The organism is Micromonospora sp. NPDC048909 (assembly GCF_040649635.1).
Taxonomy (GTDB): Bacteria; Actinomycetota; Actinomycetes; order Mycobacteriales; family Micromonosporaceae; genus Micromonospora.
Window position 1 is genome coordinate 447,200 of sequence record NZ_JBEZFU010000004.1, and the last position, 25,733, is coordinate 472,932.

Genomic DNA, 25,733 nt, shown 5'->3' on the forward strand with positions numbered 1-25,733 from the left:
ACCCTGATGTCGGAAGCGTCATAGTACGAGATGTCCGACCAGGGCGGCGCGGCACCTCGTACCGGGTTGACCGCGCACACCGGACGGTGCACCACAAAGGACCGACGCGGTGGCTTTAGTGCTTTTTCGGCGCTCGGGTAGACTCCGCCGACTGTGACGCCTGCCGAGCCCCGCGCCGAGTCCGTTCCGGAGACCGACGCCGCCGTGGGTGTCCCCACCGCCCTCGCCACGCGGACCGCGACCATCGAGGCGCCGTCGGAAACCGCCGCCGGTAACGGCAGGGCCGCGGTGGACGACGCCGCGCGGTCCGGGGCGGCCCAGACCGCCGACGACGCCGGCACGCCCACCCCCGAGCCCCGACGCCGGTGGACCCGCCGCCGGCAGGACCTCGCGGTCTACGGGCTCTTCCTGCTCGCCGCGCTCTGGGTGACCAGCCGGATCTGGGTGGACCCCGCCGGTCGGGTGGCCTCGCTCTACAGCAGCGACCCGGCGCAGGTGCAGTTCTTCCTCGCCCACTCCGTGCGCGTGGTGCTGCACGGGGAGTTCCCGTTCTACACCGAACAGTTCAACTACCCCGACGGCGTGAACCTGATGGCCAACACCGCCGTCCTCGCGCTCGGCATTCCGATGGTGCCGATCACGCTGCTCTTCGGCCCGGCGGTCTCCTTTGTGCTGCTGGTCACGCTCGGTCTCGCCGGCACGGCCGCCGCCTGGTACTTCGTGCTCTCCCGGCACCTGGTCCGCACCCCACTGGCCGCGGCCGTCGGCGGCTGGTTCTGCGGGTTCTCGCCGGCGATGCTCTCGCACGCCAACTGGCACCCGAACATCATTAGCCAGTTCCTGCTGCCGTTCATCGTGTGGCGGGTGCTGGTGCTCACCCGGTCCCGCCGGCCGCTCCGGGACGGGACGCTGCTGGCCCTGCTGGTGACCGCGCAGGCGTTCATCAACGAGGAGATCCTGCTCTTCACCGCGCTGGCCTGCGGGGTCTTTCTGCTCGCCGTGCTCGTCCAGGAGCCGGCCCGTTGGTCGGCGGCGTGGCGTCCGCTGGGCGCCGGGCTGGCGGCCTGCGCGGTGCTGGCCGGGGCGCTGCTGGCGTACCCGCTCTACATCCAGTTCGCCGGGCCGATGGCCTACCACGGGCTCAGTGACGCGGTGCGGGACTACGGCAACGACATCGCCGCCTTCTTCGCCCCCGGCTCCCCGACGCTCGGCGGCCACCAGCGGGCCAACATCAACCTCGCCCCGAACTACTCCGAGGAGAACGCCTTCTTCGGCTGGAGCCTGGCCCTGCTCTCCGTCGGCATCGTCGCCTGGCTGCGCCGGGAACTGCTGGTCCGGGCCCTCGCCGCGACCGGCGTCTTCTTCGCCGTGCTCTCCCTCGGCGAGCGGGTCTCCTGGTGGGACCGGGAGCTGTTCACCGGCCCGTGGGAGTGGCTGGTCCATCTGCCGCTGCTCGACGCGGTGGTGCCGACCCGGTTCGGCCTGATCACCACCGTGGTGATCGCGATGCTGCTGGCCCTCGCCGTCGAGCGCGCCTGGTCGCTGCGCCCGGCCGACCGGCGTACCGTGCGGACGCTCGCCGTCGCCGGCCTGGTGCTCGCGCTGCTGCCGATCGCACCGATGCCGCTGCGGGTGGTCTCCCGCCCGCCGGTGCCGGACTTCATCACCACCGACCGGTGGCGGGCGTACGTGGGACCGGACCAGACGCTGGTGCCGATCCCGGTGCCCAGCATGGGCAACACCCACGGCATGCGCTGGGCGGCCGCCACCAACCTCGACTTCAAGATTCCCGGCGGCTACTTCCTCGCGCCGCGCAACGGCAACACCGGTGACCCGGGCCGGTTCGGCGGCCGGCCCAGCGGGGTGGGCCAGCTGCTGGAGGAGGTGGCCACCACCGGCCGCACGTCCAAGCTGGACGACCGGCAGCGCCGACGGTCGCTGGACGAGCTGCGGCACTGGCGGGCGGCGATCCTGGTGCTGCCGGTGCGCCAACAGAACGCGGAGCCGTTGCGGCGTACCGTCGAGCAGCTGGTCGGTCCGGGCCGCCGCGAGCTGGACGTCTGGGTCTGGGACGTGCGGGCGCTGACCGACCGCGCGGTCTGATGGCCACCGGGACGACCGCCCGGACCGAGGTCGAGGCGGAGCCGCGCCGACCGCGTGGCCCGGCCTGGACGCCGGGCGCGCTGGTGGTCGCCGGCTACCTCGGCCTGGCGTTGCTGCTGACCAGCGGCCAGTGGCGCCACCCGGGCCGGCTCTTCCACCAGGCGGGCGACCAGGTCCTCTTCGAGTGGATGCTGGCCCGCGCGGCCCGGGCCGTGGTCGGGTTGGAGAACCCGCTGTACAGCACCGCGCTGAACGCGCCGGACGGGGTCAACCTGATGGCGAACACCTCGGTGCTCGGCCTCGGAGTGCCGCTGACCCCGGTCACCCTGCTGTTCGGCTCGCAGGCCGCGTTCACGGTGGCGGTGCTCTGCTGCCTGGCCGGCACCGCCACCGCCTGGTACGTGCTGCTGCGCCGCCGCCTGGTCACCTCCCGGGCCGCCGCCGCGGTGGGCGGACTGTTCTGCGGTTTCGCCCCGGGCATGGTGTCGCAGGCCGGCGCGCACCTGCACATGGCCGCTCAGTTCCTGGTGCCGGCGATCCTGGCCCTGGTCTTCCGGCCCGCGGGCGGCCGGGTGACCCGGCCCGGGATCTGCCTCGGCCTGCTGGTCACCTGGCAGGTCTTCCTCGGCGAGGAGGTGCTGGTCTTCCTGGCCCTCGCCGCCGGGGTGTTCGTCGTCGGGTACGCGCTCGCCGACCCCGCCGCGGCCCGCCGGGCGGCACCCGCACTGCTCGGCCGGGTCGGCGTCGGTGCCGCGGTGGCGGGTGTGCTGCTGGCGTACCCGCTCTGGTTCCAGTTCCTCGGCCCGCAGCACTACCGGGGGATGGCCTTCGACGCGTACGGCTACCAGCTCGACGCCGCGTCGTTCACCGCCGCCGCCCGGCAGACCGTGGTCGGCGACGACTACCTGCCGGGGCTGCTCTCGCCGAACCCGACGGAGGAGAACTCGTTCTTCGGGCCCGGGCTGCTGGTGCTCACCGTGGTCATCGTGATCTGGCTCCGGCGGCGGCCGTTGGTCCGCGCCCTGGCCGGCTGCGGGCTGCTCTTCGCCCTGCTGTCGCTGGGCGCCGAGATCCGGGTGAACGGGGCGGACACCGGCATCCCCGGCCCGTACCGGCTGGTGGCCGGACTGCCGCTGCTCGACCTGGCGGTGCCGGCGCGCTTCCCGCTGGTCTGCGTGCCGGTGCTGGGAATCCTGCTCGCCCTCTCCCTGGAGCGGGTCCGCGAAGTGCGCCCCGCACCGGCACGGCCCGCCGTGCCGGTGCGGCTGCTCTGGGCCGGGGCGGTGGCCGCCGCGCTGCTGCCGCTCACGCCGACCCCGATCCGTACCGTGCCGACCGCCCCGGTCCCGCCGTTCGTGGCCGACGGCGGGTGGCGGGCGTACGTGCCGGCCGGCCGGACGCTGGTCGCGGTGCCGCCGGTCACCGGCGCGGCGTTCAGCCCGGCGATGTTCTGGTCGGCGCGCACCGGGCTGGCGTTCCCGGCTCCGGGCGGTTACTTCATCGGCCCGAGCGCCCGGGACGACCCGTCGGCGCGCTGGGGTGCCCCGGACCGGCCCACCGCCGTGCTGCTGCGGCGGGTCGCCGAGACCGGGGAGGTGCCGGTGATCACCGATGCGGACCGTCAGCAGGCCGTGGCGGACCTGCGGCACTGGCGGGCCGCGGTGGTGGTGCAGGGTGTGCTGGTCCACGGTGATCCGGTCCGCCGGGCCGTCGACGACCTGCTCGGGCCGGGCCGTGAGATCGACGGCGCGCTGGTGTGGGACGTCCGCGACCGGGTGGGCTGAGCGCTTTCCGGTCGACTGCCCCGGCCGCCGGCCCGCCGCGGCCGGCGGCCAGGTGGGGGACCGGCTAGCCGACCAGGGGCCGGACGTCCCAGAGCCAGACGTCGTCGACCCGCTGCGGCGGGCCGAGCAGGCCGGTCATCAACTCCCGCAGCACCGCCTCCCGCGGATGCGCCCCGAGCACCACCACCGACCCCCGCCACCAGCGCAGGTCCTCGACCGCCTGCCGGCGGTTCTCGTCGGTGAGCGGGGGGACGGTGCCGGAGTCCATGGTGGAGTAGATGAGGGTGCTGGTGGGGCGGTTCGGCGCGCCGAAGACGCCCTCGCCCTTCTCGTTCGGGCCGATGAAGTAGCCGCCCGGGACCGGGAACTCCTGCCCGGTCAGTGCGCTCCACCGCAGCGTCGGCAGCCCGTGCACGTTGCTCGGGATCGGCACCGGCACCAGGGTCCGTCCGGCGGGGACGTACGGCCGCCAGCCGCCGGCGGTGATGAAGTGCGGTGGCGGGTCCACCGGCTGGGCGGGCAGCGGCCGGGGCACCAGCGGCAGCACGGCGAGCGTGATCGCCGCGTACCCCACCGGGCGCAGCCAGCGCCGCCCGGTCGACGCGGGCGCGGCGACCTCGGACGAGGGTCCGTCGGCGTCGGCGGGCTCGCCGGTGCGCTGGGCCGGCACCCGCACCCGGCCGGCGGCCGGACGCCCGGCCCGGGACGCCGCGTCCCAGGCCAGCGCGAGCAGCACGCCCACCGCCCCGGCGACCACCAGGGTCAGCCGGGTCGGCATCATCATCTCGACCAGCGGCAGGTCGTCCGAGATGTAGTGCCACGGGCCGTACACCCCGGTCTCCACGCCGCCCAGCCGCACCCGCGGCCCGATCGCCGCGACGCTGAAGACCACCACCAGCACGGCCAGGATCCGGGCCACCAACGACCGGCGGACCAGCAGCACCAGGGCCGTCAGGGCCACCAGCACCAGCGGCCAGCCGAACCAGGTGTTCTGCTCGGTCAGGCCGATGGTCTGCTCGACAGCGGGATCGCCCGCCACGGTGTCCCGGGCGAAGGTGACGAAGGCGGCCAGGTCCTCGCCCCAGTTGTGGAACACCCCGCCCTGCAGCCCCCGGTAGGACTGCGGCCCGTTGAACTGGAACCAGATCGGGTAGGCGGTGAGCAGCAGGGCCAGCCCGCCGCCGACGCCGAGCGCGGCGGCGAAGGGACCGGCCGCGGCCCACGCCGCCCTCGGCCGCTGCACGGCGTACGTCAGCACGACGACCAGGCAGGCCAGCGCGGTCAGCAGCAGCATCTCCTCGTTGATGAAGATCTGGTACGCCACCAGCAGGCCGAGCACCAGCCCGTTGCGCCGCCACCGGCCCGGCTCGCCGAGCCGCAGCACCCGCAGCACGATCAGCGGAAGCAGGAAGTTGGAGACGAAGTTGGGCTGCCCGTTGGCGTGGTGCACGATGCCGGGCGCGAAGCCGAGGAAGGCGCCGCCGACGAAGGCCGCCGCGCGCGAGCGCACCAGGTGCCGGGAGAGCACCCAGTAGCTGGTGCCGGCGGTGGCGGCCAGCGCGCCGCCCAGATAGAGCGCGTACATCACCTGCGGGCCGAGCAGCATGGTCAGCGGCGCCAACGGCAGGGTCACCCCGAGCAGCGAGGTGTTGGCCATCATGTTCACCCCGTCCGGGGCGTTCTGGCGGGCCGTGAAGAGCGGATTCTCCAGGTGCCGCACCGAGTACGCGCCGTGGGCGAAGAGCCACTCGAACCAGCTGTGGTCGGTGGGCAGGTGCGAGGAGACCCGGCCCTGCACGTCTCCCCAGTAGTTGAGGCAGACGAGAACGCCGAGCAGCACATAGGCTCCGAGGGCCAACAGGTCGGCGCGAGCCGGTCGGCGTCGAGGCCGCAGCGACGGCCGGACCTCGACCAGGTCGGCTTCGGCAACGGGATTCAGCGAGGGATCTACCACCGGCACAGCCACGACGCGCCATCGTACAGGCGGTGATGCGTCGCATTTGCCGGGCCGGTACGTCCACGGCCGGTTTGCCGGGGGTGCGGTTGCGGTAGGTGACGGAGGGACGGCGGATGGCGGTCATCGACCTGGGCGAACTGCGCGACGGCCCGGCCACGGACGCACCCGAGCGCCGCCTTCCGCCCGTCGGCCGTCCACTGCGGATCGTCCTGGTGCTGCTGCTCGTGCTGGCGACCGTGGCCGGGGCCGAGTCCGTCGCGGGCCGCGTCAGCGCGGTCGTGCCGGGGTCCCCGACCGCCGAGGCGTTCCTCGCCGGCGACCAGCTGCTCATCTCGCAGCCGATCCAGGGGGTGACCGACCGCAACCGCGAACTGCTCGCCTACCCGCTGCCCGACCGGGCGACCCGCGAGGCGCAGCGACCCGCGCCCCTGTGGCGGATCCCGGTGCCGTTCACCGGTGAGCTCGGGCGGGTCCAGGCCGGCAGTGGCGCGCTGCTCCTCTACGTCGGCGGCCAGGACGGCGAGCCCGAGACGATCGCGCTGGACGCGCAGACCGGTCAAGTCCGGTGGCGGCAGCCCGGGTTCGGCTGGCTCGACGCGGCCGGGCGGGTCTTCCTGGAGACGCCCCCCGGCCCCGCTTCGGCGACCGTCCAGATGGTGGACGTCCGCTCGGGTCGTCCGTTCTGGTCGGCGCCCAGTACGCCGCCGGGAAGTCAGTTCCGGATCCGGAACGGCGTGATCGACCGGGTCGTGCTGGTCCGGCCGGGAAGCGAGGTGGAGGTGCGCGACGCTGCGACCGGCGACCTGCTGCGCCGTACCGACCTCGGCCTCCCCGTGTCGCCGGAGGAACAGCCGATCCAGGTGATCGGTGACCTGCTGCTGTCCGGCCGCGACCAGGGGGCCCGGCCGGCCCCCGGAGACCGGCGGCCGTCACTGGCCGGGTACGACCTGGACCGGCTCGAGCAGCGCTGGGCGGTCGAGCTGGCCACGACGTCATACCTGATGGACTGCGGGGAAGTGCTCTGCGCCTACCTGCGGGCCGGCGGGATCCAGGCTCTCGACCCGGCGACGGGCACGCTGCGATGGAGCTCAACGGAGTGGGCGTTCGTCCTCGCCGCCGAAGCGGACCGGCTGCTCGTCCTGCGCGAGCAGGAGATCAGCGGCAGGTTCGCGGTGCTGGACGCCGGCACCGGGCGGTTGGTCGCCGACCTGGGTACGTGGCAGCTGGCGTCGTCGAACGACCCGGACGCGCCGATGCTCGGCATCCGGCTCGTCGGGGACGGCCGGCTGGTCGTCGCCGAGCTGGACGTCACCGCCGGGCGCGCCCAGCTCCTCGACGTGCTCACCGGCGCTGCCGGCAACTGCCAGGCCGGCCCGGGCACTCTGGTGTGCCGACGGTTGGACGGCTCCTTCGGCGCGTGGCGGTGGCGGGAATGAGCAGTGGGCCGACGATCGAGCTGGGCGAGCTGCGCCACGAGCCGGAATCGGAGGCGCTGCCCCGGCCGCCCCGGGGCGCCGGCCGGCCGCTGCGCTGCGCGCTGGTGCTGCTGCTCGTGCTCGCCGGCCTCGCAGCCAGCACCCCGGTGCAGCGCCGCAGCGCGGTGGTGGTGGTGTCGGCCCGGCTCGGTGCGGAGGCGTTCGTCGCCGGGGACCTCTTCGTGCTCGTCGAGCCGACCGTCGAGCAGGGGCGGCAGCGGCGGCTGGCCGCCTACCGGCTGCCCGGCGGGGAGCCGGCCTGGCAGGCGCCGCTGCCGGTGAACGGCCGGTTCTGGACGGTCACCGCCATGGCCGGGACGCTGCTGGTCACCGGCTACGACGCCACGTCGGACGGCGCGGCCAACGTGACCATGGTGGTGGACCGGGCGACCGGCGCGCTTCGGTGGCAGCAGCCGGGCGCCGCGGTGGAGCTGGCCGACGGCAACCTGCTGCTCGCTTCGGGCGACTGGGACCGGGCCGGCACGCTGCGCGCCGTCGACAGGTGCTGCGGCACGTTGCGCTGGCGCGCCGACGTCGCACCGGGGGAGGTGAACCTGCGGTTCACCGAGGCGAGGGCGGACCGCATCGTCCACAACGATGCGGCCGGCCGGGTCGAGGTGCGCGACGCCAGCACCGGGGAGGTGCTCGTCACGAAGGACCTGTGGGGTCCGGCGGACGGGCGGCCGCAGAGCGTGCAGGTGGTCGGTGACCTGCTGCTCACGATCGGCGGCACGCCGCCGGTGGTCAGCGCGTACGGGCTGGACCGGCTGGACCGGCGCTGGCGGACGCCGGTCGACCAGGCTCTCTACGCGATGGACTGCGGCCGGGTGGTCTGCCTGCAGACCCGCTCCGGCGGGCTACGGACGCTGGACGCGGCATCCGGGCGGCCGGGCTGGACGGACGACCGGTGGGCATCGGTGACGCCGAGTCACGGCCAACTGATAGCCAGCGCGCAGAGCAGCGCCGGACCAGGCACCGAGGACCTCAGCCTGCTCGACCCGGCGACCGGTCGGGTGATCGGTGAGCTGGGGCGGTGGGATCTGGTCCGGCCGGCCCGCCTGGACGATCCGGTGATCGGGCTGCGCCGGCACCCGGACGGGGGCCTGCTCGTCGCCGAACTGGACCTCTCCACCGGTACGGTCCGGCCGCTGGACGTGCTCACCGACGCCGCCGGGGACTGTCAGACCGGCGGCGACCGGCTGATCTGCCGGCGGCGCGACGGGTCGTACGGACTGTGGCAGCTGCGCCGATAGATCGCGGTCCGGCCGGCTGCGAGGTCGGCGGATCAGCCGGCGCGGGGGCGGTCACCAGTTGGGCTGCACGGGCGCCGGAGGCAGCGGCACCCCGGGCGGGCGGATGACGTACGTCACCCCGCCGCTGCCGTGCTGCCAGACCGCCTCGAACCGGCCCCGGTCCACCGTCCGCCGCACCGCCTCGTCGTCCGGCGCGTACGGGTCGTTGAGCACCGGGTCCCCGCTCGGGGAGAAGCCGACCAGCACCATCAGGTGTCCCCGGGTGTCGTAGTCGAGCCCGGGCACGTCGCCGGCGGTGAACGCGGCGGAGACCACCAGCGGGATGCCGGCCGCGATGAACGCCTCCGCCTCGGCCAGCGAGCGCAGCCGGGTGACGAACGCGTCGACCCCGTGCAGCCCGGCGTACGCCGTGTTGAACGGCCAGTTGCCGGCGCCGGCGTAGGCGTGGTCGAAGCAGTGCCGGGCGGCGTGCACCACCAGTGGCCGGGGACCGGGCGGATCGACCCAGGCGTAGCGCTCGGCGGGCGGCGCGGCGTCCCAGTAGGCGAGCACCATCGAGGTGCAGGTGGGGCTGCACCACGAGTCGCCCCCGCCGCCCCACTGCGGGTACGTCCCGGCGTGCAGGCGCTGGGAGTACCGGGGCACCGCCAGCACGACCCCGTGAGCGGTGCGCCGCGCGGGGTCCACGGCGGTCGTCGTGTCGCGCCGGTCGGGTACGCCGTCCGGACCGGCCACCGTGTCCGGGCCGGCCGTCACGTCCGGGCTGGCGGCCGTCTCCGGGCCGGAGGCGACCGCGCCCACGGTGCGCAGCACCGGGGTCAGCGTGCTGCCGGCCGGCCGGAGCAGGGTCACCCGCACCTGCCAGCCGGTGACCGTGGCCCCGGTGACGACCAGCGTGTCGGTGGCCACCCGGGCGGCCCCGTCGCGCTGCCCGGGCACCGACGTCGGCCGTAACGCCTGGTCGTCGGCCGCCCAGCGGCCCAGCACGTACCACACGGTGGCCGGGGCGTCGTCGTGCCAGCCGCGCAGCTCGACCTCGATCCAGCAGCCCGCGGGGGTGAGCGCGGTCCAGGACGGAACCACCTCGCCGACAGCGAAGCCGACCGGCACCGGTGGCGCGGTCCAGCGGCCCCACTCGTACCGCCGGTCGTCGTCGTCCGGCCCGGGTCGGGTCGTTGGGGCACCGTCCGGCTCGGCCAGCAGCAGCCCGCCCGCTTCGCCACGCAGCCCCTCGGTGGTGGTGCCGGACGCCAGGTCGGCCGGGAAGCGGAACCCGCGGTAGACGATGTCCCGGGTCCGGGGCGGGGCTGCTGCGGTCATCTGCGCGTCCGTCCGTCGAGGTGGCTGGCCGCCGGACAGCATCGCGTAAGCCGGCGGGCTTCGGCAACGGCGGGTGGAGCTGCGCGGCGAGGGACGCTGGTTTGGTGGCCGGCACTAGGTTGTCGGGGGTCAGTAGCGAGGAGGCCGGCATGCGGGTACTGGTGGTGGAGGACGAGCGCAACCTCGCCGACGCGATCGCGCGGGGGTTGCGCAAGCGCGGCATGGCGGTCGACGTCGCCTACGACGGCGATGCCGGGCACGAACTGGCCTTCGTCACCCGGTACGACGTGGTGGTGCTGGACCGGGACCTGCCCGGTGTGCACGGCGACCAGATCTGCGCCGACCTGGCCGCCTCGGGCGCGTTGACCCGGGTGTTGATGCTCACCGCCAGCGGCACGGTGGCGGACCGGGTCGAGGGGTTGCAGCTGGGCGCGGACGACTACCTGCCCAAGCCGTTCGCCTTCGACGAGTTGGTCGCCCGGGTGCAGGCGCTGGGGCGGCGGGCCACGCCGGCCGCGCCGCCGGTGCTCTCGGTGGCCGACCTGGTGCTGGATCCCGCCCGGCGGGTGGCCACCCGGGGCGGCGTGCCGGTCGAGCTGACCAACAAGGAGTTCGGGGTGCTCGCCGAGCTGCTCAAGGCACGCGGCGCGGTGGTCTCCAGCGAGGAGCTGCTGGAGCGGGTCTGGGACGCCAACACCGATCCGTTCACCACCATCGTCCGGGTCACCGTGATGACGCTGCGCAAGAAGCTCGGCGATCCGCCGCTGATCGAGACGGTGGTGGGCGCCGGCTACCGCACGGCCGAGGTGGCCCCGTGAGCGCGAGGAGTGAGCTTGCGAGCCCCGCAGTCGCGAACGAAAGGCAGGCCCCGTGAGCGCGAGGAGTGAGCTTGCGAGCCCCGCAGTCGCGAACGAAAGGCAGGCCCCGTGAACGCCTCCGCGCCCGGCAACGGATCGAGCCGGCGGCCCCGGCTGCGGCCGACCCTGCGGCTGCGGCTCACCCTGCTCAACGGGGTGCTGCTGGTCGGTGCCGGCGCGATCCTGGTGCTGCTCGCCTGGCTGCTGGTCCGCGACGCGTTGCGCCCGACCGACGAGCTGCTGCCGGGCACCACCGTGGTGCTCGCCGACGGCCGCGCGCTGGACGCCGCCGAGTGGCAGCGGCAGCTGGTCGACGCGGCCTCCGGCGAGCTGCTGGCCAAGGGCCTGGTGGCGCTGCTGGCGATCAGCGTGGTCGGGGTGGCCGGCGCGTACGCGGTGGCCGGGCGGGCGCTGCGCCCGCTGCACCAGGTCACCGCCACCGCCCAGCGGCTGGGGGAGGCCACCCTGGACCAGCGGATCGGCTACTCGGGGGCGGACGACGAGGTGGCCGAGCTGGCGAAGACCTTCGACGCGATGCTGGACCGGATCGCCGCCGCGTTCGAGGCGCAGAAGCGGTTCGTGGCCAACGCCTCGCATGAGCTACGCACTCCGCTCGCGGTGATGCGGACCGAGATCGACGTGACGCTCAGCGACGACGAGGCGGACATCGCGGAGTACCGCCGGATGGCCACCGTGGTCCGGGACGCCTCGGAGCGGGCCAACGGGCTGGTCGACGCGCTGCTGGTGCTGGCCCGCAGCGAGGCGCAGGCCGGTCGCCGGCTCGGCCGGCGTACCGAGTGCGACCTGGCCACCGGCACCGCGAACGCGCTCTCGGCGATGCGCCGGGAGGTGGAGCGGATCGGGCTGCGGGTGCAGACGTCGCTGGAGTCCGCCCCGGTGGTCGGCGACCCGGGCCTGCTGGACCGGCTGGCCGGCAACCTGATCGAGAACGCGGTCCGCTACAACCACCTGCACGGGCGGCTCTGGGTGCGGACGGGCTCGGACGGCGAGCGCTCCTGGCTGGTGGTCGGGAACACCGGCTTCGAGGTCGATCCGGCGGACGTGCCGGGGCTCTTCGAGCCGTTCCGGCGCGGCGGGCGGGAGCGTACCGGCGCCCGCGGCTCCGGCCTGGGGCTCTCCATCGTCCGGGCGGTCTGCGACGCGCACGGCGGCACCGTGCAGGCGGTCGCCCAGCCCGGTGGCGGCCTCGAGGTGACGGTCACCCTGCCGTCGGCCGACGTGGTTGCGGCGGTCGCCGTGCCGGTCGAGGGGCGGGGCGGGTCGGAGCCGGCCACCGGGCGCTGACCCAGCCAACAGGGGTTGCGGGCTGCCGGCGGTTGCTGGCCACGGGGGTTGCGGGCCGCCGGCACGGCTGCGAAGATCGTCCGCGTCAGCCTGACGACCGAGAGGGGGTGTGGTGATGTCCACCATGACCAGTCCCGCGCCCCGCGCCGGCCACCGCTGACCTGCCGGCACTGCGGAGCGCGGTCATCCAGCTCGAAGGAGCGACCGTGAGCGCACGGATCCACAACATCGGCATCGACTGCCACGACACCTACGCCCTGGCCGGGTTCTGGGCCCAGGTCTTCGAATGCCCCCGCCAGCCCGACGACTTCCCCGGCGACCCGGAGGCCATGCTGCTGCCGCCCGGCGGTCCGGAGGTGCTCTTCCTCGCCGTACCCGAGGACAAGGTGGTGAAGAACCGGCTGCACCTGGACCTGGAACCGACCGACCGGACCCGGGACGAGGAGGTCGAGCGGCTGCTCGCCATCGGCGCCACGCAGGTCGCCGACCACCGCCGGTCCGACGGCTCGGGGTGGGTCCTCCTGGCCGACCCGGAGGGCAACGAGTTCTGCGTGCTGCGCAGCGCCGGCGAGCGGGCGGCGACGCCGGCTGCCACGGCGACGCCGGCTGCCACGGCGGCGCCGGCGGCCGAGTGACGCCGGCCCCGTGACCGGCTCGACCCACGAGCGCGGGACGGCCTGACGCGGCGGGGCCCCTGCCACCGGGTGGTGGCAGGGGCCCCGTGTCGGCTCCGGCTCAGCCGCGCTTCTCGATCTCGCCGCGCATCGTGACGAAATCGGCCTTGGCCTTCTCGGCGGAGCTGAAGAACACCACGACCGCGCCGACGCTGCCCTTGTCGGCCCAGACGCAGACGCCCAGCGGCGCGCTCTCGGCCTTGCCGTCGCCACAGCGGGCCTCGCCGCCCAGCGGACCGGCCTCCACCGGGGTCATCTCCTTGACACCGAGCTCGGTGCCCAGGCCGGTGACCACGTCGTCGAGTTCCTTCTTCGGATCGGCCATCAGCCCGGAGACACCGATGACCATCACCAGGTCCTGCTTGGCCGGGTCGCCGTAGAACGCGCCGACCGCGCTCGTCTCGTTCTGCGCCGTCTTCTTCATCTCGGCGACCATCTGGTCGGAGAGCGACTTCAGCTCGGGGTCGGTGATCTTCGGTCGCCCGGCGAGCGTGGCCGGGGCCTCCACCCGCGTCCGGCTCGCCTCGACGCCCTCACTCACCTCGTCCTTCAGGCCGAACCAGGCGACGGCGGTACCGCCCAGGCAGAGCACCAGCACCACGGCGACCGCGATCAGGATGATCCGGCCGGTGCGGGACTTCTTCGGCGGCGGCGGGAGGACCGAGCCGGCCTGGTCGCCGCCGTACGTCTGGCCGGGCTGGGGTCCGAAGCCGTCCTGCTGCGGCGGCGGGTAGCCACCGGGCTGCTGGGCGGGCGGGTAGGCGTCCGGCTGCCGCTGCGCCGGCGGGTAGCCGCCCGGCTGCTGTGACCCCGGGTAGCCCCCCTGCTCGGCGGGGTACCCGCCCTGCTGCGGCCCCGGGTATCCGCCCTGCTGGGGACCGGGGTAACCGCCGCGCTGCGGTTCCGGGTAGCCGTGCTGCTGCGGCTCCGGGTAGCCGCCCTGCCCGGGGTAGCCGCCCTGCTGTGCTCCGGGGTGGCCGCCCTGTCCGGGGTAGCCGCCCTGCTGCGGCCCGGGATAGCCGCTCTGCCCGGGGTAGCCGCCCTGCTGTGGTCCGGGGTGGCCGCTCTGTCCGGGGTAGCCCCCTTGCTGCGCCGCGGGGTAGCCGCCCTGCTGGGGCGGGGGGTAACCGCCCGGCTGGCGGGGCGGTGGGTACGAACCCTGCCCGGAGGGCGGGGGGTAGGAGTCGTCGGGCGGGTAGGACATGGGTCAGCTCCTGGTCAGAAAAGCAGAACGGGTGATGTTAGCCAGCCGGGTGCCCGTGCCGCTGTCCCTGAACGGCCGGTCGTCCGCCAAATCCGCCGCCGAGCGCAGAAACGATCGCGGTGGCCGGCGACGTCCGTGGGACGTTGCCGGCCACCGCGATGCCGGGGGAGCGGGGTGGGATCAGGCGCGCAGGCTCGCCGCCCCGCGGGGCAGGAACCGCTGGCCGGTGACCCGCTCGGCGGTGCCGGTCCGGTCCAGGTACGGCGTGACGCCGCCCAGGTGGAACGGCCAGCCGGCACCGAGGATCATGCACAGGTCGATGTCCTGCGCCTCGGCGACGACGCCCTCGTCGAGCATCAACCGGATCTCCTGGGCCAGCGCGTCGAGCGCGTTCTGCCGTACCTGCTCGGCGGTGAGTGGCTGGTCACCGACCACGAGCAGCTTGGCCACCTCCTCGTTGATCCGGTCCTCGACCACGATCGGCTGGCCGGAGTCCGCGATCCGCTTGAGGTTCTCGCTCACCCCGAACCGGTCCGGGAACGCGGCGTGCAGGGTCCCGCCCACGTGGTACGCGACCGCCGGGCCGACGAGCTGGAGCAGGGCGAGGGGGCGCATCGGCAGACCCAGCGGGTCCAGCGCGCTGTTCGCCACGTCGAGCGGAGTGCCGGCGTCGACGGCGGCGAACACCGTGCCGAGGAAGCGGGTGAGCAGCCGGTTGACCACGAACGCCGGGGCGTCGGAGACCAGCACCGAGGACTTCTTCAGCTGCTTGCCGACCGCGAACGCGGTGGCCAGCGTGGCGTCGTCGGTCCGCTCGCCCCGGACGATCTCCAGCAGCGGCAGCACCGCGACCGGGTTGAAGAAGTGGAAGCCGACCACCCGCTCGGGGTGCTCCAGCTCCTCGGCCATGGCGGTGACCGAGAGCGAGCTGGTGTTGGTGGCGAGCACCGCCTCCGGCTTGACGATCTTCTCCAGCTCGGCCCAGACCTGCTTCTTGACGGCCAGGTCCTCGAAGACCGCCTCGATGACGAAGTCCGCGTCGGCGAAGACTCCCTTGTCGACCGATCCGCTGACCAGCCCGTACAGCTTGGCGGCGGTGCCCTTGTCCATCCGGCCCTTGCTGACGGCCTTCTCGATCTGGGTGTGCACGTAGCCGACGCCGTTGTCCACCCGGGACTGGTCCAGGTCGGTCATCACGACCGGCACCTGGAGACGGCGGGCGAAGAGCAGCGCGAGCTGGCTGGCCATCAGACCCGCGCCGACGATGCCGACCTTGGTGACCGGGCGGGCCAGGCTCTTGTCCGGCGCGCCGGCCGGCCGCTTGGCCCGCCGCTGCACCAGGTCGAAGGCGTACAGGCCGCTGCGCAGCTCCTCGGAGAAGACCAGGTCGGCGAGGGCCTCGTCCTCGGCGGCGGTGCCGGCGGCGAAGTCCCCGTCCTTCGCCGTCTCCAGCAGGTCCAGCGCCTTGTACGCTGCCGGAACCGCGCCGTGCAGCCGCTGGTCCAGGGTCTGCCGGGCGAAGTAGAGCACGCCCGCCCACATGTCCTTGTCGACCTCGGGCCGGGTCACGGTGACCTCACCGCGCACCACCCCGGCGGCCCACTCCAGCGAGCGCTCCAGGAAGTCGGCCGGCTCCAGCAGCACGTCGGCGATGCCCAGCTCGGCGGCCTGCTTCGGCTTGAGCATCTTGTTCTGCATCAGCGGGTTCTGGATGATCACCTGGGTCGCCGCCGGGATGCCGATCAGGTTCGGGAGCAGCTGGGTACCGCCCCAACCGGGGATCAGGCCGAGGGAGACCTCGGGCAGCGCGAGGGCCGCAGCGCCCCCGGAGAGCGTCCGGTAGTGGCAGTGCAGCGCCAGCTCCAGGCCACCGCCCATCGCGGCGCCGTTGACGAACGCGAAGGTCGGCACGGCGCTGTCCTTGAGCCGGGCGAAGACCCGGTGGCCGAGCCGGCCGATCTCCAGCGCCTGCGCGCGGTCCGCCAGCAGCGGCAGGCCGGTGATGTCCGCGCCGACGCAGAAGATGTACGGCTTGCCGGTGACCGCGATGAAGGCCGGGTCCGCCGCGAGGGCCGCGGTGATCGCCTCGTCCAGGCTGGTCAGCCCGGCCGGGCCGAAGGTGTTCGGCTTGGTGTGGTCGAAGCCGTTGTCCAGGGTGATCAGGGCGGCGGGGCGGTCCAGCCCCGGCACGGCCACCTGGCGCAGCAGGGCCCTGGTGACGACCTCGTTCGGTGCGGCGAGCGCGCTCACTTGTTGCCCTCCCCCTGAGCCGGCTTGCCGGACTCCGTCCAGTGCGGGTTCTCCCAGATCACGGTGCCGCCCATGCCGATGCCGATGCACATGGCGGTGAGGCCGTAGCGGACCTCGGGCTGCTCGGCGAACTGCCGGGCGAGCTGGGTCATCAGCCGCACCCCGGACGAGGCGAGCGGGTGCCCGATGGCGATCGCGCCGCCCCACTGGTTGACCCGCGGGTCGTCGTCGGCGATGCCGAAGTGATCCAGGAACGCGAGCACCTGCACGGCGAACGCCTCGTTCAGCTCGAAGAGGCCGATGTCGTCGATGCTCAGCCCGGCGATGCGCAGCGCCTTCTCGGTCGACGGGATCGGGCCGACGCCCATCACCTCCGGCTCCACCCCGACGAAGCCGTACGAGACCAGCCGCATGGCGACCGGCAGGCCCAGCTCGCGGGCGGTCGCCTCGTCGGCGAGCAGGCTCGCGGTGGCACCGTCGTTCAGGCCGGCCGCGTTGCCCGCGGTGACCTTGCCGTGCGGGCGGAACGGGGTCTTGAGGGTGGCGAGCTTCTCCATCGAGGTGTCCCGGGGCGCCTCGTCCACCGTGGCCAGACCCCAGGCGCCCTCGGCGTCGCGGATCGAGACCGGCACCAGGTCGTCCTGGAGCTTGCCGTTGGCGTACGCCTTCGCGGTCTTCTGCTGCGAGGCGAGCGCGAACGCGTCGGTGCGCGCCTTGGTGATGTGCGGGACCAGGTCGTGCAGGTTCTCCGCGGTGGCGCCCATGACCAGTGCGGACGGGTCGACCAGCTTCTCGGCGATGATGCGCGGGTTCGGGTCGACGCCCTCACCCATCGGGTGGCGGCCCATGTGCTCGACGCCGCCGGCGATGGCGATGTCGTACGCGCCCATCGCGATGCCACCGGCCACAGTGGTCACCGCGGTCATCGCGCCGGCGCACATCCGGTCGATGGCGAAGCCGGGCACCGTCTTGGGCAGACCGGCCAGCAGGGCGGCGGTCCGGCCGATGGTGAGGCCCTGGTCGCCGATCTGGGTGGTGGCGGCGATCGCGACCTCCTCGACGCGCTCCGGGGGCAGCTGCGGGTTACGGCGCAGCAGCTCGCGGATGCAGCGGATGACCAGGTCGTCGGCACGGGTGTTGGCGTACATGCCACCCGCCTTGCCGAACGGGGTACGGACGCCGTCGACGAACACGACATCCCGGACTTCACGGGGCACTTGAGCCTCCTCTTCGACCACGTGTCGGCCGTGGTGCCGGCAGGCGGCATCACGAACCGAACGAAGGTCGCGGCACTGGCGTTTCCCCCGGATGCTACTCGCCAGTAACCAACCCCGACACCACCCCCCGTGTGGCCCACCCCACACCAACCCCCGACCCCGGGCCCGGGCCCGGGCCCGGGCCCGGGCCCGGCCGTGCGGTCTGCCGATCATGAGGTGGGCGGCGACTTCGATCTACAGAATCGCCGCCCACCTCATGATCACGCGCTGGGTTCGGATGGTGGGGGTGGTCCGGGGTCGGTCAGGGCGGTGGCCAGGTCGGGGTTGAGCAGGCCGATCTGCCATTCGCGGGCGCCGAAGCCGCGCAGCGTCTCGGCCACCGTCTCCTCGGTGATCTCCTCTGGCGGCACCCAGGCGAGCCGGCGCACCGAATCGGGGGCGATCAGGTTCTCGGCGGGCAGGTTGTGCGCGCCGGCGATTCGCAGCACCACCTCCCGGCACCGGGCCAGCCGGGCCGCGGCAACCGGGTCCCGCTCCGCCCACCGGTGCGGCGGCGGTGGACCCTCGACCACCGGGGCGACCGGCAGCGCGTCCTCCGGCAACTGCCGCGCGTCGTCCAGCGCGGAAAGCCAGGTACGTGCCAGTCGACGTACCGAGCGGCCGCCGAAGCCGGGGAGGGTGAGCAGGCTCTGCTCGTCCTTCGGATCAAGCTCCGCCGCGGCGATGATCGCCGAGTCGGGCAGCACCCGGCCCGGGGCGGCATCCCGTCGGGCGGCGATCTGGTCGCGGGCGTACCACATCGAGCGGACCCGGGCCTGCGCCCGCGCCCCGCGTACCCGGTGGATGCCGGAGGTGCGCCGCCACGGCTCCGCGCGGACCCGTGGCGGACGGGCGCCGGTGCGGACCAGCGCGGCGAACTCCTCCGCCGCCCACGCCGACTTGCCCTGCCGGGTCAGCTCCTCGTCGAGCGCGTCGCGCAGGTCGGTGAGCAGCTCCACGTCGAGCGCGGCGTAGGTCAGCCAGGACTCGGGCAGCGGTCGGTTCGACCAGTCGGCAGCCGAGTGGTGCTTCTCCAGGGTGAACCCGAGCAGCTGCTCGGTCAGTGCGGCCAGGCCGACCCGCTCGAATCCGGCCAGCCGAGCGGCCAGTTCCGTATCGAACAGTCGGCGCGGTCGTAGCCCCACCTCGGCCAGGCAGGGCAGGTCCTGGCTGGCGGCGTGGAGCACCCACTCGGCCTCGCCGATCGCCTCGTCGAGCGTGGTCAGGTCAGCCAGCGGCAGCGGGTCGATCAGCGCGGTGCCGGCGCCGGCGCGGCGCAGCTGCACGAGGTAGGCGCGCTGGCTGTAGCGATAGCCGGAGGCCCGTTCGGCGTCCAGCGCCACCGGCCCGCTGCCTGCGGCGAAACGGGCTACGACCTCGGCGAGTTCCTCCGGTGTGGCCACCGGTTGCGGGGTCCCCTCGCGGGGAGCGGTCAGCGGCACGGGCCCGCCGGAAGTCGGGTCGGTCGCCGCGTCCGCCGGCTCCGGCGGGGCCGACGGCGGGTGGTGCGGTTCGTTTCCCGTTCGGCTTTCGGCGGCCCGACGGCGCAGGGGTGGTTCGTCGGTCACCTGACAACCCTAGTGCGCGACACGATCCGGCGGGTGCAGCCGGTCCGGAGTGTGTCGGTCGGGTGGCGGAAGATGGCTGTTCCGGAGCGGACATCGGGGAAGACAAAGCCCGTTCACGCCGGTACGGTCCATCGAGCCGCCGGCCAGGGTCCAGGTGACGCGGCGGCACAGGCGTCAACGGGGAGGACGTGGCGATCATGACGGCTGGCTACGGTTCGGCTGGCTACGGTTCGGCGGACGGGGCACCGGCGGAGGCCGGAGCCGGCGACGCCGGCACGGCGGGTCCGCCGGCCGGCCGCCCGGGGCCGCTGCCGCCACGGATCGAGCCGGTGGCCGCCGGCGTACCCTGGCCGGCCCAGCCGGCACCCGGCGCGCCGTCCCCGGCCTCGGGTCAGCCCGGCGCGCCCTCCCCGGGCTTCGGGCAGCCCGGTGCGTCCCCGATCGCCGGTCAGCCGGGCGTACCCGCGCAACCGACCCCGCCCGGGGCCGTTCCGCCAGCATCCGCCCCGGCCCCGTCCGGCTGGTCGACCACCGGTCAGCCGGCGCCGTCCGTCGCCGGCGCGCACCCACCGGTCGTGCCGGCCGCCCGGGGCGGCTGGTCGTCCCCGCCGAACACCGGGCCGTGGGGCGGCGCCGCACCGGCCTCCGCCCCGCCGGGCTTCGCCGCACCGGGCTTCGCCGGGCCGACCTCCGCCGCGCCGGGGTTCGCCCCGGCGCCCGGCTCGGCCCCGCCCGGCGGCCCCGCCACCGCGCCAGCGGTAGGCCCCGGTGCTCCCGCGCCGTTCGGAGCGCCGCAGCCGACCACCCCGTTGGCCGACTCCGGCTACCCGGCCGGTCCCGGCTGGCCGGCAGGTGGTCCCGCCTACCCGATGCCGCCGGGCGCGGTGCCGCCGGTCCGCCCCCGCCGGCGGCGCTGGCTCACCCTGACCGCCGTGCTGGTCGTGCTGGTGCTGGCCGGGCTGGCCGGCTTCCAGGCCTATCAGATCGACCGGCTCACCGGCCGGCTCGCCGACACCGACCGCCAGCTGGCGCAGGCCCAGGGCGACGACGGCGCCCGCTTCGACGGCCTGGAGCAGCGCACTGAGGCGCTGGAGAAGCAGGCCGGGGCGACGTTCAACCCGGAGGCGGTGGCCAGCGCCGCGCTGCCCAGCGTGTTCCGGGTCCGGGCCGGTCAGTTCACCGGCACCGCCTTCGCGATCGGGAAACCGGCCGCCGGCGGCGGGACGAACCTGTTCACCAACTTCCACGTGGTGGAGGCGGTCTGGGAGAGCGGCGGCCGGCAGGTCTTCCTGGAGCGCACCGACCAGCGCTTTCCGGCCACCATCGTCAAGGTGGACGAGACCAACGACATCGCCCACCTGCGGACCACCGGCAAGTTCACCGGACTCGTCGCCGCGTCGACCGCGGTGAAGTCCGGCCAGCAGATCGTGGTGGTCGGTGCGCCGCTCGGGCTGGAGGACAGCGTCACCACCGGCGTGGTGAGCGCGTTCCGCAAGGCCGAGCCCGGTGGCCCACCGGCGATCCAGTTCGACGCGCCGATCAACCCCGGCAACTCGGGCGGCCCCGTGATCAACGGCAGCAAGCAGGTGGTCGGCATCGCCACCGCCAAGGCACGTGACGCCGAGGGCATCGGCCTCGCTGTTCCCATCAAGACCGCCTGCGACGGCTTCAAGATCTGCTGATCGGCGCCGCGCGCGACAGCCACCCCCACCGCGGCCGTCTCCGGTCGCGACACCGACACCCGCCCGGGTCGTACCACCCGGGCGGTACCTGGCCGTACCACGTCCGGTCCGTCGCGCCTGCCCGGCGTCGGGCCAGCTCACCTGGAGGAAAGAGATGTCCCAGCCACCGACCGGGCCGCAGGGCTTCCCGTCGGCGTACCCGGCGCAGCCGCCGGCCGCGCCCGGTCAGCCGGCGCAGCCGCCGGCCGCGCCCGGTCAGCCGGCGCAGCCGCCGGCCGCGCCCGGTCAGCCGGCGCCCGCCGGCACCCCCTATCCGCCGCAGCAGCCGGACCCGCAGTACGGCACCGGCCAGCCGGCGCCGCAGCAGCCCGGCGGCTACGGCTTCGCCCACCCGGAGCCGCCCACCGCGCCGACCGTCCCGTTCTCGGCCCCGCCCGCGGACCCGTACGCGGCGCCGACCACCGCGTTCCCGACGGTCGCCGCGCCGGGCGGGTACCCCGCGCCCGCCAGTGCCCAACCGATGTCGGCGCCGCCGGTCTCCGGTCCGGCCTACGGGCAGCCGATGTCGGCGCCGCCGGTTTCCGGTCCGGCCTACGGGCAGCCGATGTCGGCGCCGCCCGGCGCTGTCCCGCCGTACGGGCCCACCGCCCCGACCGCCGGCAAGACCCGCCCGGTGCTGATCCTGGCCCTCGTGGCCGGTCTGCTCTTCGTCCTCGGCGGCGTGATGACCGGCCTGTACGTGACCAAGAGCGGCGAGCTGGAGCGGACCGAGCAGCGCCTCTCCGGTCAGGTCAGTGAGCGGGACGGCACGATCGCGGCGAACACCAAGGAGCTCGAGAAGGTCCGGGTCGACCTGCAGGGCATGCAGGACAAGCTGGCCGACACCGAGCAGGACCTCACCGGTACCCGCAACGACCGCGACGAGCAGGCCCGGCAGAAGAAGGTCATCGCCAGCTGCCTGGACAAGCTGACCACCGCGCTCGCCGCGGCGTCCGCCGGCAATCGCAGCGAGTACGAGAAGGCCACGAAGGGCCTGAACAAGGTCTGCGACGAGGCCGAGAACTACCTCTGAGCGGCCGACCCGGGGTCAGGCCGCGCCGGCGGGGCGACGCTCCGGCAGCGCGGTCACCCCGGGCGGTGGCAGGCCGGCCGTCGAGGCCAGCAGCGCGCACCAGGCCATCAGGTGCGGGGCCAGGTCGTCGTCGACCGGCGTCCAGGAGGCGCGGATCTCGACGTCCCCCGCGGCTGGCGGGCCGGCCAGATCGCCGAACCGGGTCGACATCGTCTGGGTGACCGTCCCGCCGATGGCCCGGTGGCCGGCGTCCTGGGCGTCCAGCGCGTCGGTCAGCCACGTCCAGCCCACGCCCGGCAGCAGCGGGTCGGCGGCCAGGTCGGCCTCCAGTTCGGCGGTCACGTAGGTGACCAGCCGCAGGGTGCCCTGCCACGCCTCGTGCCCGGCCGGGTCGTGCAGCAGGATCAGCCGTCCGGTGGAGACCTCTTCCCCGTCGCGCAGAACGCTGGCGGAGAGCGCGAAGGCGTAAGGGGCGAGCCGCTGCGGCGCACCGACCTCCTCCAGCACGATCTCCGGTCGGGGCGCCGCGGATCGGAGCCCGGAGACCGCGCGGGCGAAGGTCTCCGGGAGCGCGATCGGGGGGGCCATGCCGGCAGCCTATGCCGCGCCCTCGCCACCGCCGGGACGGCGCGCCGACGCGGGCGGCGTGGCCCGTGCCACCACGGCGGGCGGTCGCCGTCGAGCGCGCCGGGCGGGACGGGTCACAAAGCGGGGCGGCGGCCGTTGGGGGCGCCCCCGCACGTGGCACGATTGCCGCGATGAGCACGGACACCACGGGCACTGCCGCCCGAGACGGAGAATCCGCCCCCGCCGGACCGGGCGACTCGCCCTTCGTCCGGGCCTGCCGGCGTCAGCCGACCCCGCACACCCCGGTCTGGTTCATGCGTCAGGCCGGTCGCTCCCTGCCGGAGTACCGGCAGATCCGGGCGAACGTGCCGATGCTGGAGTCCTGCCGTCGCCCCGAGCTGGTCACCGAGATCACCCTCCAGCCGGTGCGCCGGCACGGCGTGGACGCGGCGATCCTGTTCAGCGACATCGTGGTGCCGGTCGCCGCGGCCGGGGTCGACCTGGACATCGTGCCCGGCACCGGTCCGGTGGTGGCCGAGCCGGTGCGCGACGCCGAGGACGTCGAGCGGATCCGCTCGATCACCCGCGACGACGTGCCGTACGTCGACGAGGCGGTCCGGTTGCTCGTCGCCGAGCTGGGCGACACCCCGCTGATCGGCTTCGCCGGCGCGCCGTTCACCCTGGCCAGCTACCTGGTCGAGGGCGGGCCGTCGCGGACCCACGCGAAGACCAAGGCGCTGATGTACGGCGATCCGCAGCTGTGGCACGCGCTCTGCGCCCGGTTGGCCGAGGTCACGCTGGAGTTCCTCCGGGTCCAGGTGTCGGCCGGGGTCTCCGCGGTGCAGCTCTTCGACTCCTGGGCCGGCGCGCTGTCGGAGGCGGACTACCGCCGCTACGTGCTGCCGCACTCGGTGACCGTGCTCTCCGGGCTCGCCGACGCGGGCGTGCCCCGGATCCATTTCGGGGTGGGCACCGCCGAGCTGCTCGGCGCGATGGGCGAGGCCGGCGCGGACGTGGTCGGCGTCGACTGGCGTACCCCGCTCGACGTGGCCACCCGCCGGATCGGCCCCGACAAAACCGTGCAGGGCAATCTCGACCCGGCCGTGCTGCTCGCCCCCTGGCCGGTTGTCGAGGCCGAGGTACGCCGGATCCTGACCGAAGGGCGGGCCGCGCCGGGACACGTGTTCAACCTCGGCCACGGCGTGCTGCCGGAGACCGACCCGGAGGTGTTGACCCGGGTGGTCGCGCTGGTGCACGAGCTGACCGCCGGCCAGGCCGACCGGGGCTGAGCGACATGCGGCGGCCCTGGCGGGTGGCGGTGGTCGGCGGCGGGATCGCCGGGCTGGCCGCGGCCGTCCGGCTGCGCGACCGCGCCCCGGCCGGCACCGAGGTCACGGTGTACGAGCAGTCCGGCGCCCTCGGCGGCAAGCTGCGCACCGGCGAGCTGGCCGGTCAGCCGGTGGAGTTCGGCGCGGAGTCCTTCCTGATGCGCGACCCGGCCGGCGGCGAGTCGGCCGCGGTGGCGTTGGCCCGCCGGCTCGGGCTGGCGGACCGGATCGTCCACCCCACCGTCGGGCAGGCCGCGCTCGCCGTCGACGGCGGGCTGCGGCCGATCCCGGGCGGCACCCTGGTCGGCGTACCCGGTGACCTGGCCAAGGTGACCACAGTGGCGACGCCGGACGCGGACGCCGACCGGGACGACGGCCGCCCGCTGCTCGGCCCGGACGAGGACGTGTCGGTCGGCGCCCTGGTCCGGTCCCGGTTCGGCGACGAGGTGGTGGAGCGGCTGGTCGACCCGATGCTGGGCGGGGTGTACGCCGGCCGTGCCGACGATCTCTCCCTGGTCACCACGATGCCGGCGCTGGCCCGGGCGGGTCGGGTGGAGCACACCCTCGTCGGCGCGGTCCGCGCCGCGCAGGCCGCCGCGCCCCGCGCCCCGGGCGCCCCGGTCTTCGGCACCCTGGTCGGCGGGCTCGGCACCCTGGTCGAGGCGGCGGAGCGGGAGAGCGGCGCGACGATCCGCCGGGACGCGGCGGTCCGCGAGCTGCGCCCGACGCCGACCGGTTGGCGGCTCACCGTCGGCCCGACCCGGGATCCGGAGCACGTCGAGGTCGACGCCGTGGTGCTCGCCGTGCCGGCCCGGCCGGCCGCCCGGCTGCTCGCCGGGCCGGCCCCGGAGCTGTCCGGCGCCGTGGGCAGGCTGGACTACGCCAGCGTCGCGCTGGTGACCCTGGCACTGCCCGCGCCGGAGCTGCCCGCGCTCTCGGGTTTCCTGGTGCCGGGCACCGAGGGCCTGCTGATCAAGGCGGCTACCTTCTTCACCACCAAGTGGGGGCATCTGCGCCGCCCCGACGGGCTGGCCCTGGTGCGCGCCTCGGTCGGCCGGTACGGCGAGGAGGCGCAGCTGCAACGCCCGGACGAGGACCTGGCGGCCACCGTGCACCGCGAGCTGTCGGCGGTGCTCGGCGCTCCGCTGCCCGCACCGGTCGACGGGCACGTGCAGCGTTGGGGCGGGGCGCTGCCGCAGTACCCGCCCGGGCACACCGACCGGGTGGCCGGCGTCCGGGCCGCGCTGCGGGCCGGCCACCCGACCCTGGCCCTGGCCGGCGCGGGCTACGACGGCGTCGGCATTCCGGTCTGCGTCCGCTCGGGCGAGACGGCGGCCGACGAGATCATCACTGCACTGGGAGGATCGGCGACATGACGGAGCAGAGCAACGCGGCCCGGCTGCGGGAGCTGAACGAGAGCATCCGCTACACCATGTGGTCGGTGTTCCGGGCCAGCAGCCCGCTGCCGTCGCTGCGGGACAACGTGACGGACGAGGTCGAGGGGCTGTTCGCCGAGCTGGCCGGCAAGGACGTGGTGGTCCGCGGCACGTACGACCTGGCCGGCCTGCGCGCCGACGCGGACCTGATGATCTGGTGGCACTCGCCGTCCAGCGACGCCCTGCAGGACGCGTACCTGCGGTTCCGCCGCACCACGCTGGGCCGGGCGTTGACCCCGGTCTGGTCGCAGATGGCCCTGCACCGGCCGGCCGAGTTCAACAAGAGCCACATCCCGGCGTTCCTCGCCGGCGAGGAGGCCCGCCACTACATCTGCGTCTACCCGTTCGTCCGCTCCTACGAGTGGTACCTGCTGCCCGACGCGGAGCGGCGCGAGATGCTCGCCGAGCACGGCAGGATGGCCCGCGGTTACCCGGACGTGCGCGCCAACACGGTCGCCTCGTTCGCGCTCGGCGACTACGAGTGGATGCTCGCCTTCGAGGGCGACGAGCTGCACCGGATCGTCGACCTGATGCGTGACCTGCGGGCCTCGGCTGCTCGCCGGCACGTACGCGAGGAGGTCCCGTTCTACACCGGCCGCCGCCGCTCGGTCGCCGACATCGTCAACTGCCTGGTCTGACGGC

The 25,733-nt window shown here is 74.5% G+C and carries 19 protein-coding genes; 12 read left to right on the forward strand and 7 right to left on the reverse strand.

The window, feature by feature from the left end; genetic code table 11:
- Positions 1 to 243: 243 nt before the first annotated feature.
- Together AB0C04_RS14305 and AB0C04_RS14310 are read left to right on the forward strand one after the other, a co-directional pair.
- Positions 244 to 2,103 carry a hypothetical protein gene (locus AB0C04_RS14305; RefSeq protein ID WP_357053746.1) on the forward strand — a complete coding sequence of 620 codons (1,860 nt, stop codon included), beginning with the start codon at positions 244 to 246 and terminating at the stop codon, positions 2,101 to 2,103.
- The gene (locus tag AB0C04_RS14310) at positions 2,103 to 3,887 is read left to right on the forward strand and encodes a hypothetical protein (protein WP_357053329.1); all 1,785 of its coding nucleotides are present in this window, start codon (positions 2,103 to 2,105) and stop codon (positions 3,885 to 3,887) included. Before AB0C04_RS14305 ends, AB0C04_RS14310 begins: the two co-directional genes overlap by 1 nt.
- A 64-nt stretch (positions 3,888 to 3,951) precedes the next feature.
- Here AB0C04_RS14310 and AB0C04_RS14315 read toward each other — a convergent pair whose 3' ends face one another.
- Positions 3,952 to 5,847, reverse strand: coding sequence for a hypothetical protein (locus AB0C04_RS14315; protein ID WP_357053749.1), 1,896 nt, complete (start codon positions 5,845 to 5,847; stop codon positions 3,952 to 3,954).
- Between the two features lie 110 nt (positions 5,848 to 5,957).
- Here AB0C04_RS14315 and AB0C04_RS14320 point away from each other — a divergent pair, with 110 nt between their 5' ends.
- Positions 5,958 to 7,280 (forward strand): PQQ-binding-like beta-propeller repeat protein, encoded by a 1,323-nt coding sequence (locus AB0C04_RS14320; protein ID WP_357053332.1) that lies wholly within the window; start codon positions 5,958 to 5,960, stop codon positions 7,278 to 7,280.
- A complete protein-coding gene (locus AB0C04_RS14325; RefSeq protein WP_357053336.1) occupies positions 7,277 to 8,572 on the forward strand; it encodes a PQQ-binding-like beta-propeller repeat protein in 1,296 nt (431 codons plus the stop codon). Before AB0C04_RS14320 ends, AB0C04_RS14325 begins: the two co-directional genes overlap by 4 nt.
- A 51-nt stretch (positions 8,573 to 8,623) precedes the next feature.
- On the opposite strand, the gene AB0C04_RS14330 is transcribed toward AB0C04_RS14325, so the two are convergent.
- Positions 8,624 to 9,892: a C39 family peptidase gene (locus AB0C04_RS14330; RefSeq protein ID WP_357053339.1), complete on the reverse strand. Its 1,269-nt coding sequence runs from the start codon at positions 9,890 to 9,892 to the stop codon at positions 8,624 to 8,626.
- A 149-nt stretch (positions 9,893 to 10,041) separates the two neighbouring features.
- Here AB0C04_RS14330 and AB0C04_RS14335 point away from each other — a divergent pair, with 149 nt between their 5' ends.
- The 3 genes from AB0C04_RS14335 to AB0C04_RS14345 all read left to right on the forward strand — a co-directional run bounded on the left by AB0C04_RS14335 (position 10,042) and on the right by AB0C04_RS14345 (position 12,689).
- Positions 10,042 to 10,710, forward strand: coding sequence for a response regulator transcription factor (locus tag AB0C04_RS14335; RefSeq protein WP_357053343.1), 669 nt, complete (start codon positions 10,042 to 10,044; stop codon positions 10,708 to 10,710).
- A gap of 108 nt (positions 10,711 to 10,818) precedes the next feature.
- Positions 10,819 to 12,054 carry a HAMP domain-containing sensor histidine kinase gene (locus AB0C04_RS14340; RefSeq protein ID WP_357053346.1) on the forward strand — a complete coding sequence of 412 codons (1,236 nt, stop codon included), beginning with the start codon at positions 10,819 to 10,821 and terminating at the stop codon, positions 12,052 to 12,054.
- A gap of 206 nt (positions 12,055 to 12,260) precedes the next feature.
- Complete coding sequence (locus tag AB0C04_RS14345) at positions 12,261 to 12,689, forward strand: VOC family protein (RefSeq protein WP_357053349.1); 429 nt, start codon at positions 12,261 to 12,263, stop codon at positions 12,687 to 12,689.
- A 100-nt stretch (positions 12,690 to 12,789) separates the two neighbouring features.
- Here AB0C04_RS14345 and AB0C04_RS14350 read toward each other — a convergent pair whose 3' ends face one another.
- The 4 genes from AB0C04_RS14350 to AB0C04_RS14365 all read right to left on the reverse strand — a co-directional run bounded on the left by AB0C04_RS14350 (position 12,790) and on the right by AB0C04_RS14365 (position 19,006).
- The gene (locus AB0C04_RS14350) at positions 12,790 to 13,932 is read right to left on the reverse strand and encodes a hypothetical protein (RefSeq protein ID WP_357053352.1); all 1,143 of its coding nucleotides are present in this window, start codon (positions 13,930 to 13,932) and stop codon (positions 12,790 to 12,792) included.
- Between the two features lie 180 nt (positions 13,933 to 14,112).
- Positions 14,113 to 16,182, reverse strand: a complete 2,070-nt coding sequence (locus AB0C04_RS14355; protein ID WP_357053355.1) for a 3-hydroxyacyl-CoA dehydrogenase NAD-binding domain-containing protein — start codon at positions 16,180 to 16,182, stop codon at positions 14,113 to 14,115.
- Positions 16,179 to 17,399: an acetyl-CoA C-acyltransferase gene (locus tag AB0C04_RS14360; RefSeq protein WP_350875191.1), complete on the reverse strand. Its 1,221-nt coding sequence runs from the start codon at positions 17,397 to 17,399 to the stop codon at positions 16,179 to 16,181. Before AB0C04_RS14360 ends, AB0C04_RS14355 begins: the two co-directional genes overlap by 4 nt.
- Positions 17,400 to 17,659: 260 nt before the next feature.
- Complete coding sequence (locus tag AB0C04_RS14365) at positions 17,660 to 19,006, reverse strand: ribonuclease D (RefSeq protein WP_357053359.1); 1,347 nt, start codon at positions 19,004 to 19,006, stop codon at positions 17,660 to 17,662.
- A gap of 197 nt (positions 19,007 to 19,203) precedes the next feature.
- Here AB0C04_RS14365 and AB0C04_RS14370 point away from each other — a divergent pair, with 197 nt between their 5' ends.
- Together AB0C04_RS14370 and AB0C04_RS14375 are read left to right on the forward strand one after the other, a co-directional pair.
- Positions 19,204 to 20,688, forward strand: a complete 1,485-nt coding sequence (locus tag AB0C04_RS14370; protein WP_357053362.1) for a trypsin-like peptidase domain-containing protein — start codon at positions 19,204 to 19,206, stop codon at positions 20,686 to 20,688.
- Positions 20,689 to 20,842: 154 nt separating this feature from the next.
- Entirely contained in the window at positions 20,843 to 21,760 is a 918-nt protein-coding gene (locus AB0C04_RS14375; protein ID WP_357053365.1) for a hypothetical protein, read from the forward strand.
- Positions 21,761 to 21,775: 15 nt separating this feature from the next.
- On the opposite strand, the gene AB0C04_RS14380 is transcribed toward AB0C04_RS14375, so the two are convergent.
- Positions 21,776 to 22,348, reverse strand: coding sequence for a DUF3000 domain-containing protein (locus AB0C04_RS14380; RefSeq protein WP_357053368.1), 573 nt, complete (start codon positions 22,346 to 22,348; stop codon positions 21,776 to 21,778).
- Positions 22,349 to 22,518: 170 nt separating this feature from the next.
- Here AB0C04_RS14380 and hemE point away from each other — a divergent pair, with 170 nt between their 5' ends.
- From hemE to hemQ, 3 genes are read left to right on the forward strand one after another with little or no spacing between them, the layout of a single operon-like run.
- Positions 22,519 to 23,616, forward strand: coding sequence for a uroporphyrinogen decarboxylase (hemE, locus tag AB0C04_RS14385; RefSeq protein ID WP_357053371.1), 1,098 nt, complete (start codon positions 22,519 to 22,521; stop codon positions 23,614 to 23,616).
- A 5-nt stretch (positions 23,617 to 23,621) separates the two neighbouring features.
- A complete protein-coding gene (hemG, locus tag AB0C04_RS14390) occupies positions 23,622 to 25,031 on the forward strand; it encodes a protoporphyrinogen oxidase (protein ID WP_357053374.1) in 1,410 nt (469 codons plus the stop codon).
- On the forward strand, positions 25,028 to 25,729 hold the full coding sequence (gene hemQ, locus AB0C04_RS14395) for a hydrogen peroxide-dependent heme synthase (RefSeq protein ID WP_357053377.1): 702 nt from the start codon (positions 25,028 to 25,030) through the stop codon (positions 25,727 to 25,729). The genes hemG and hemQ overlap by 4 nt, the downstream gene beginning before the upstream one ends.
- The last annotated feature ends 4 nt before the right edge of the window (positions 25,730 to 25,733 follow it).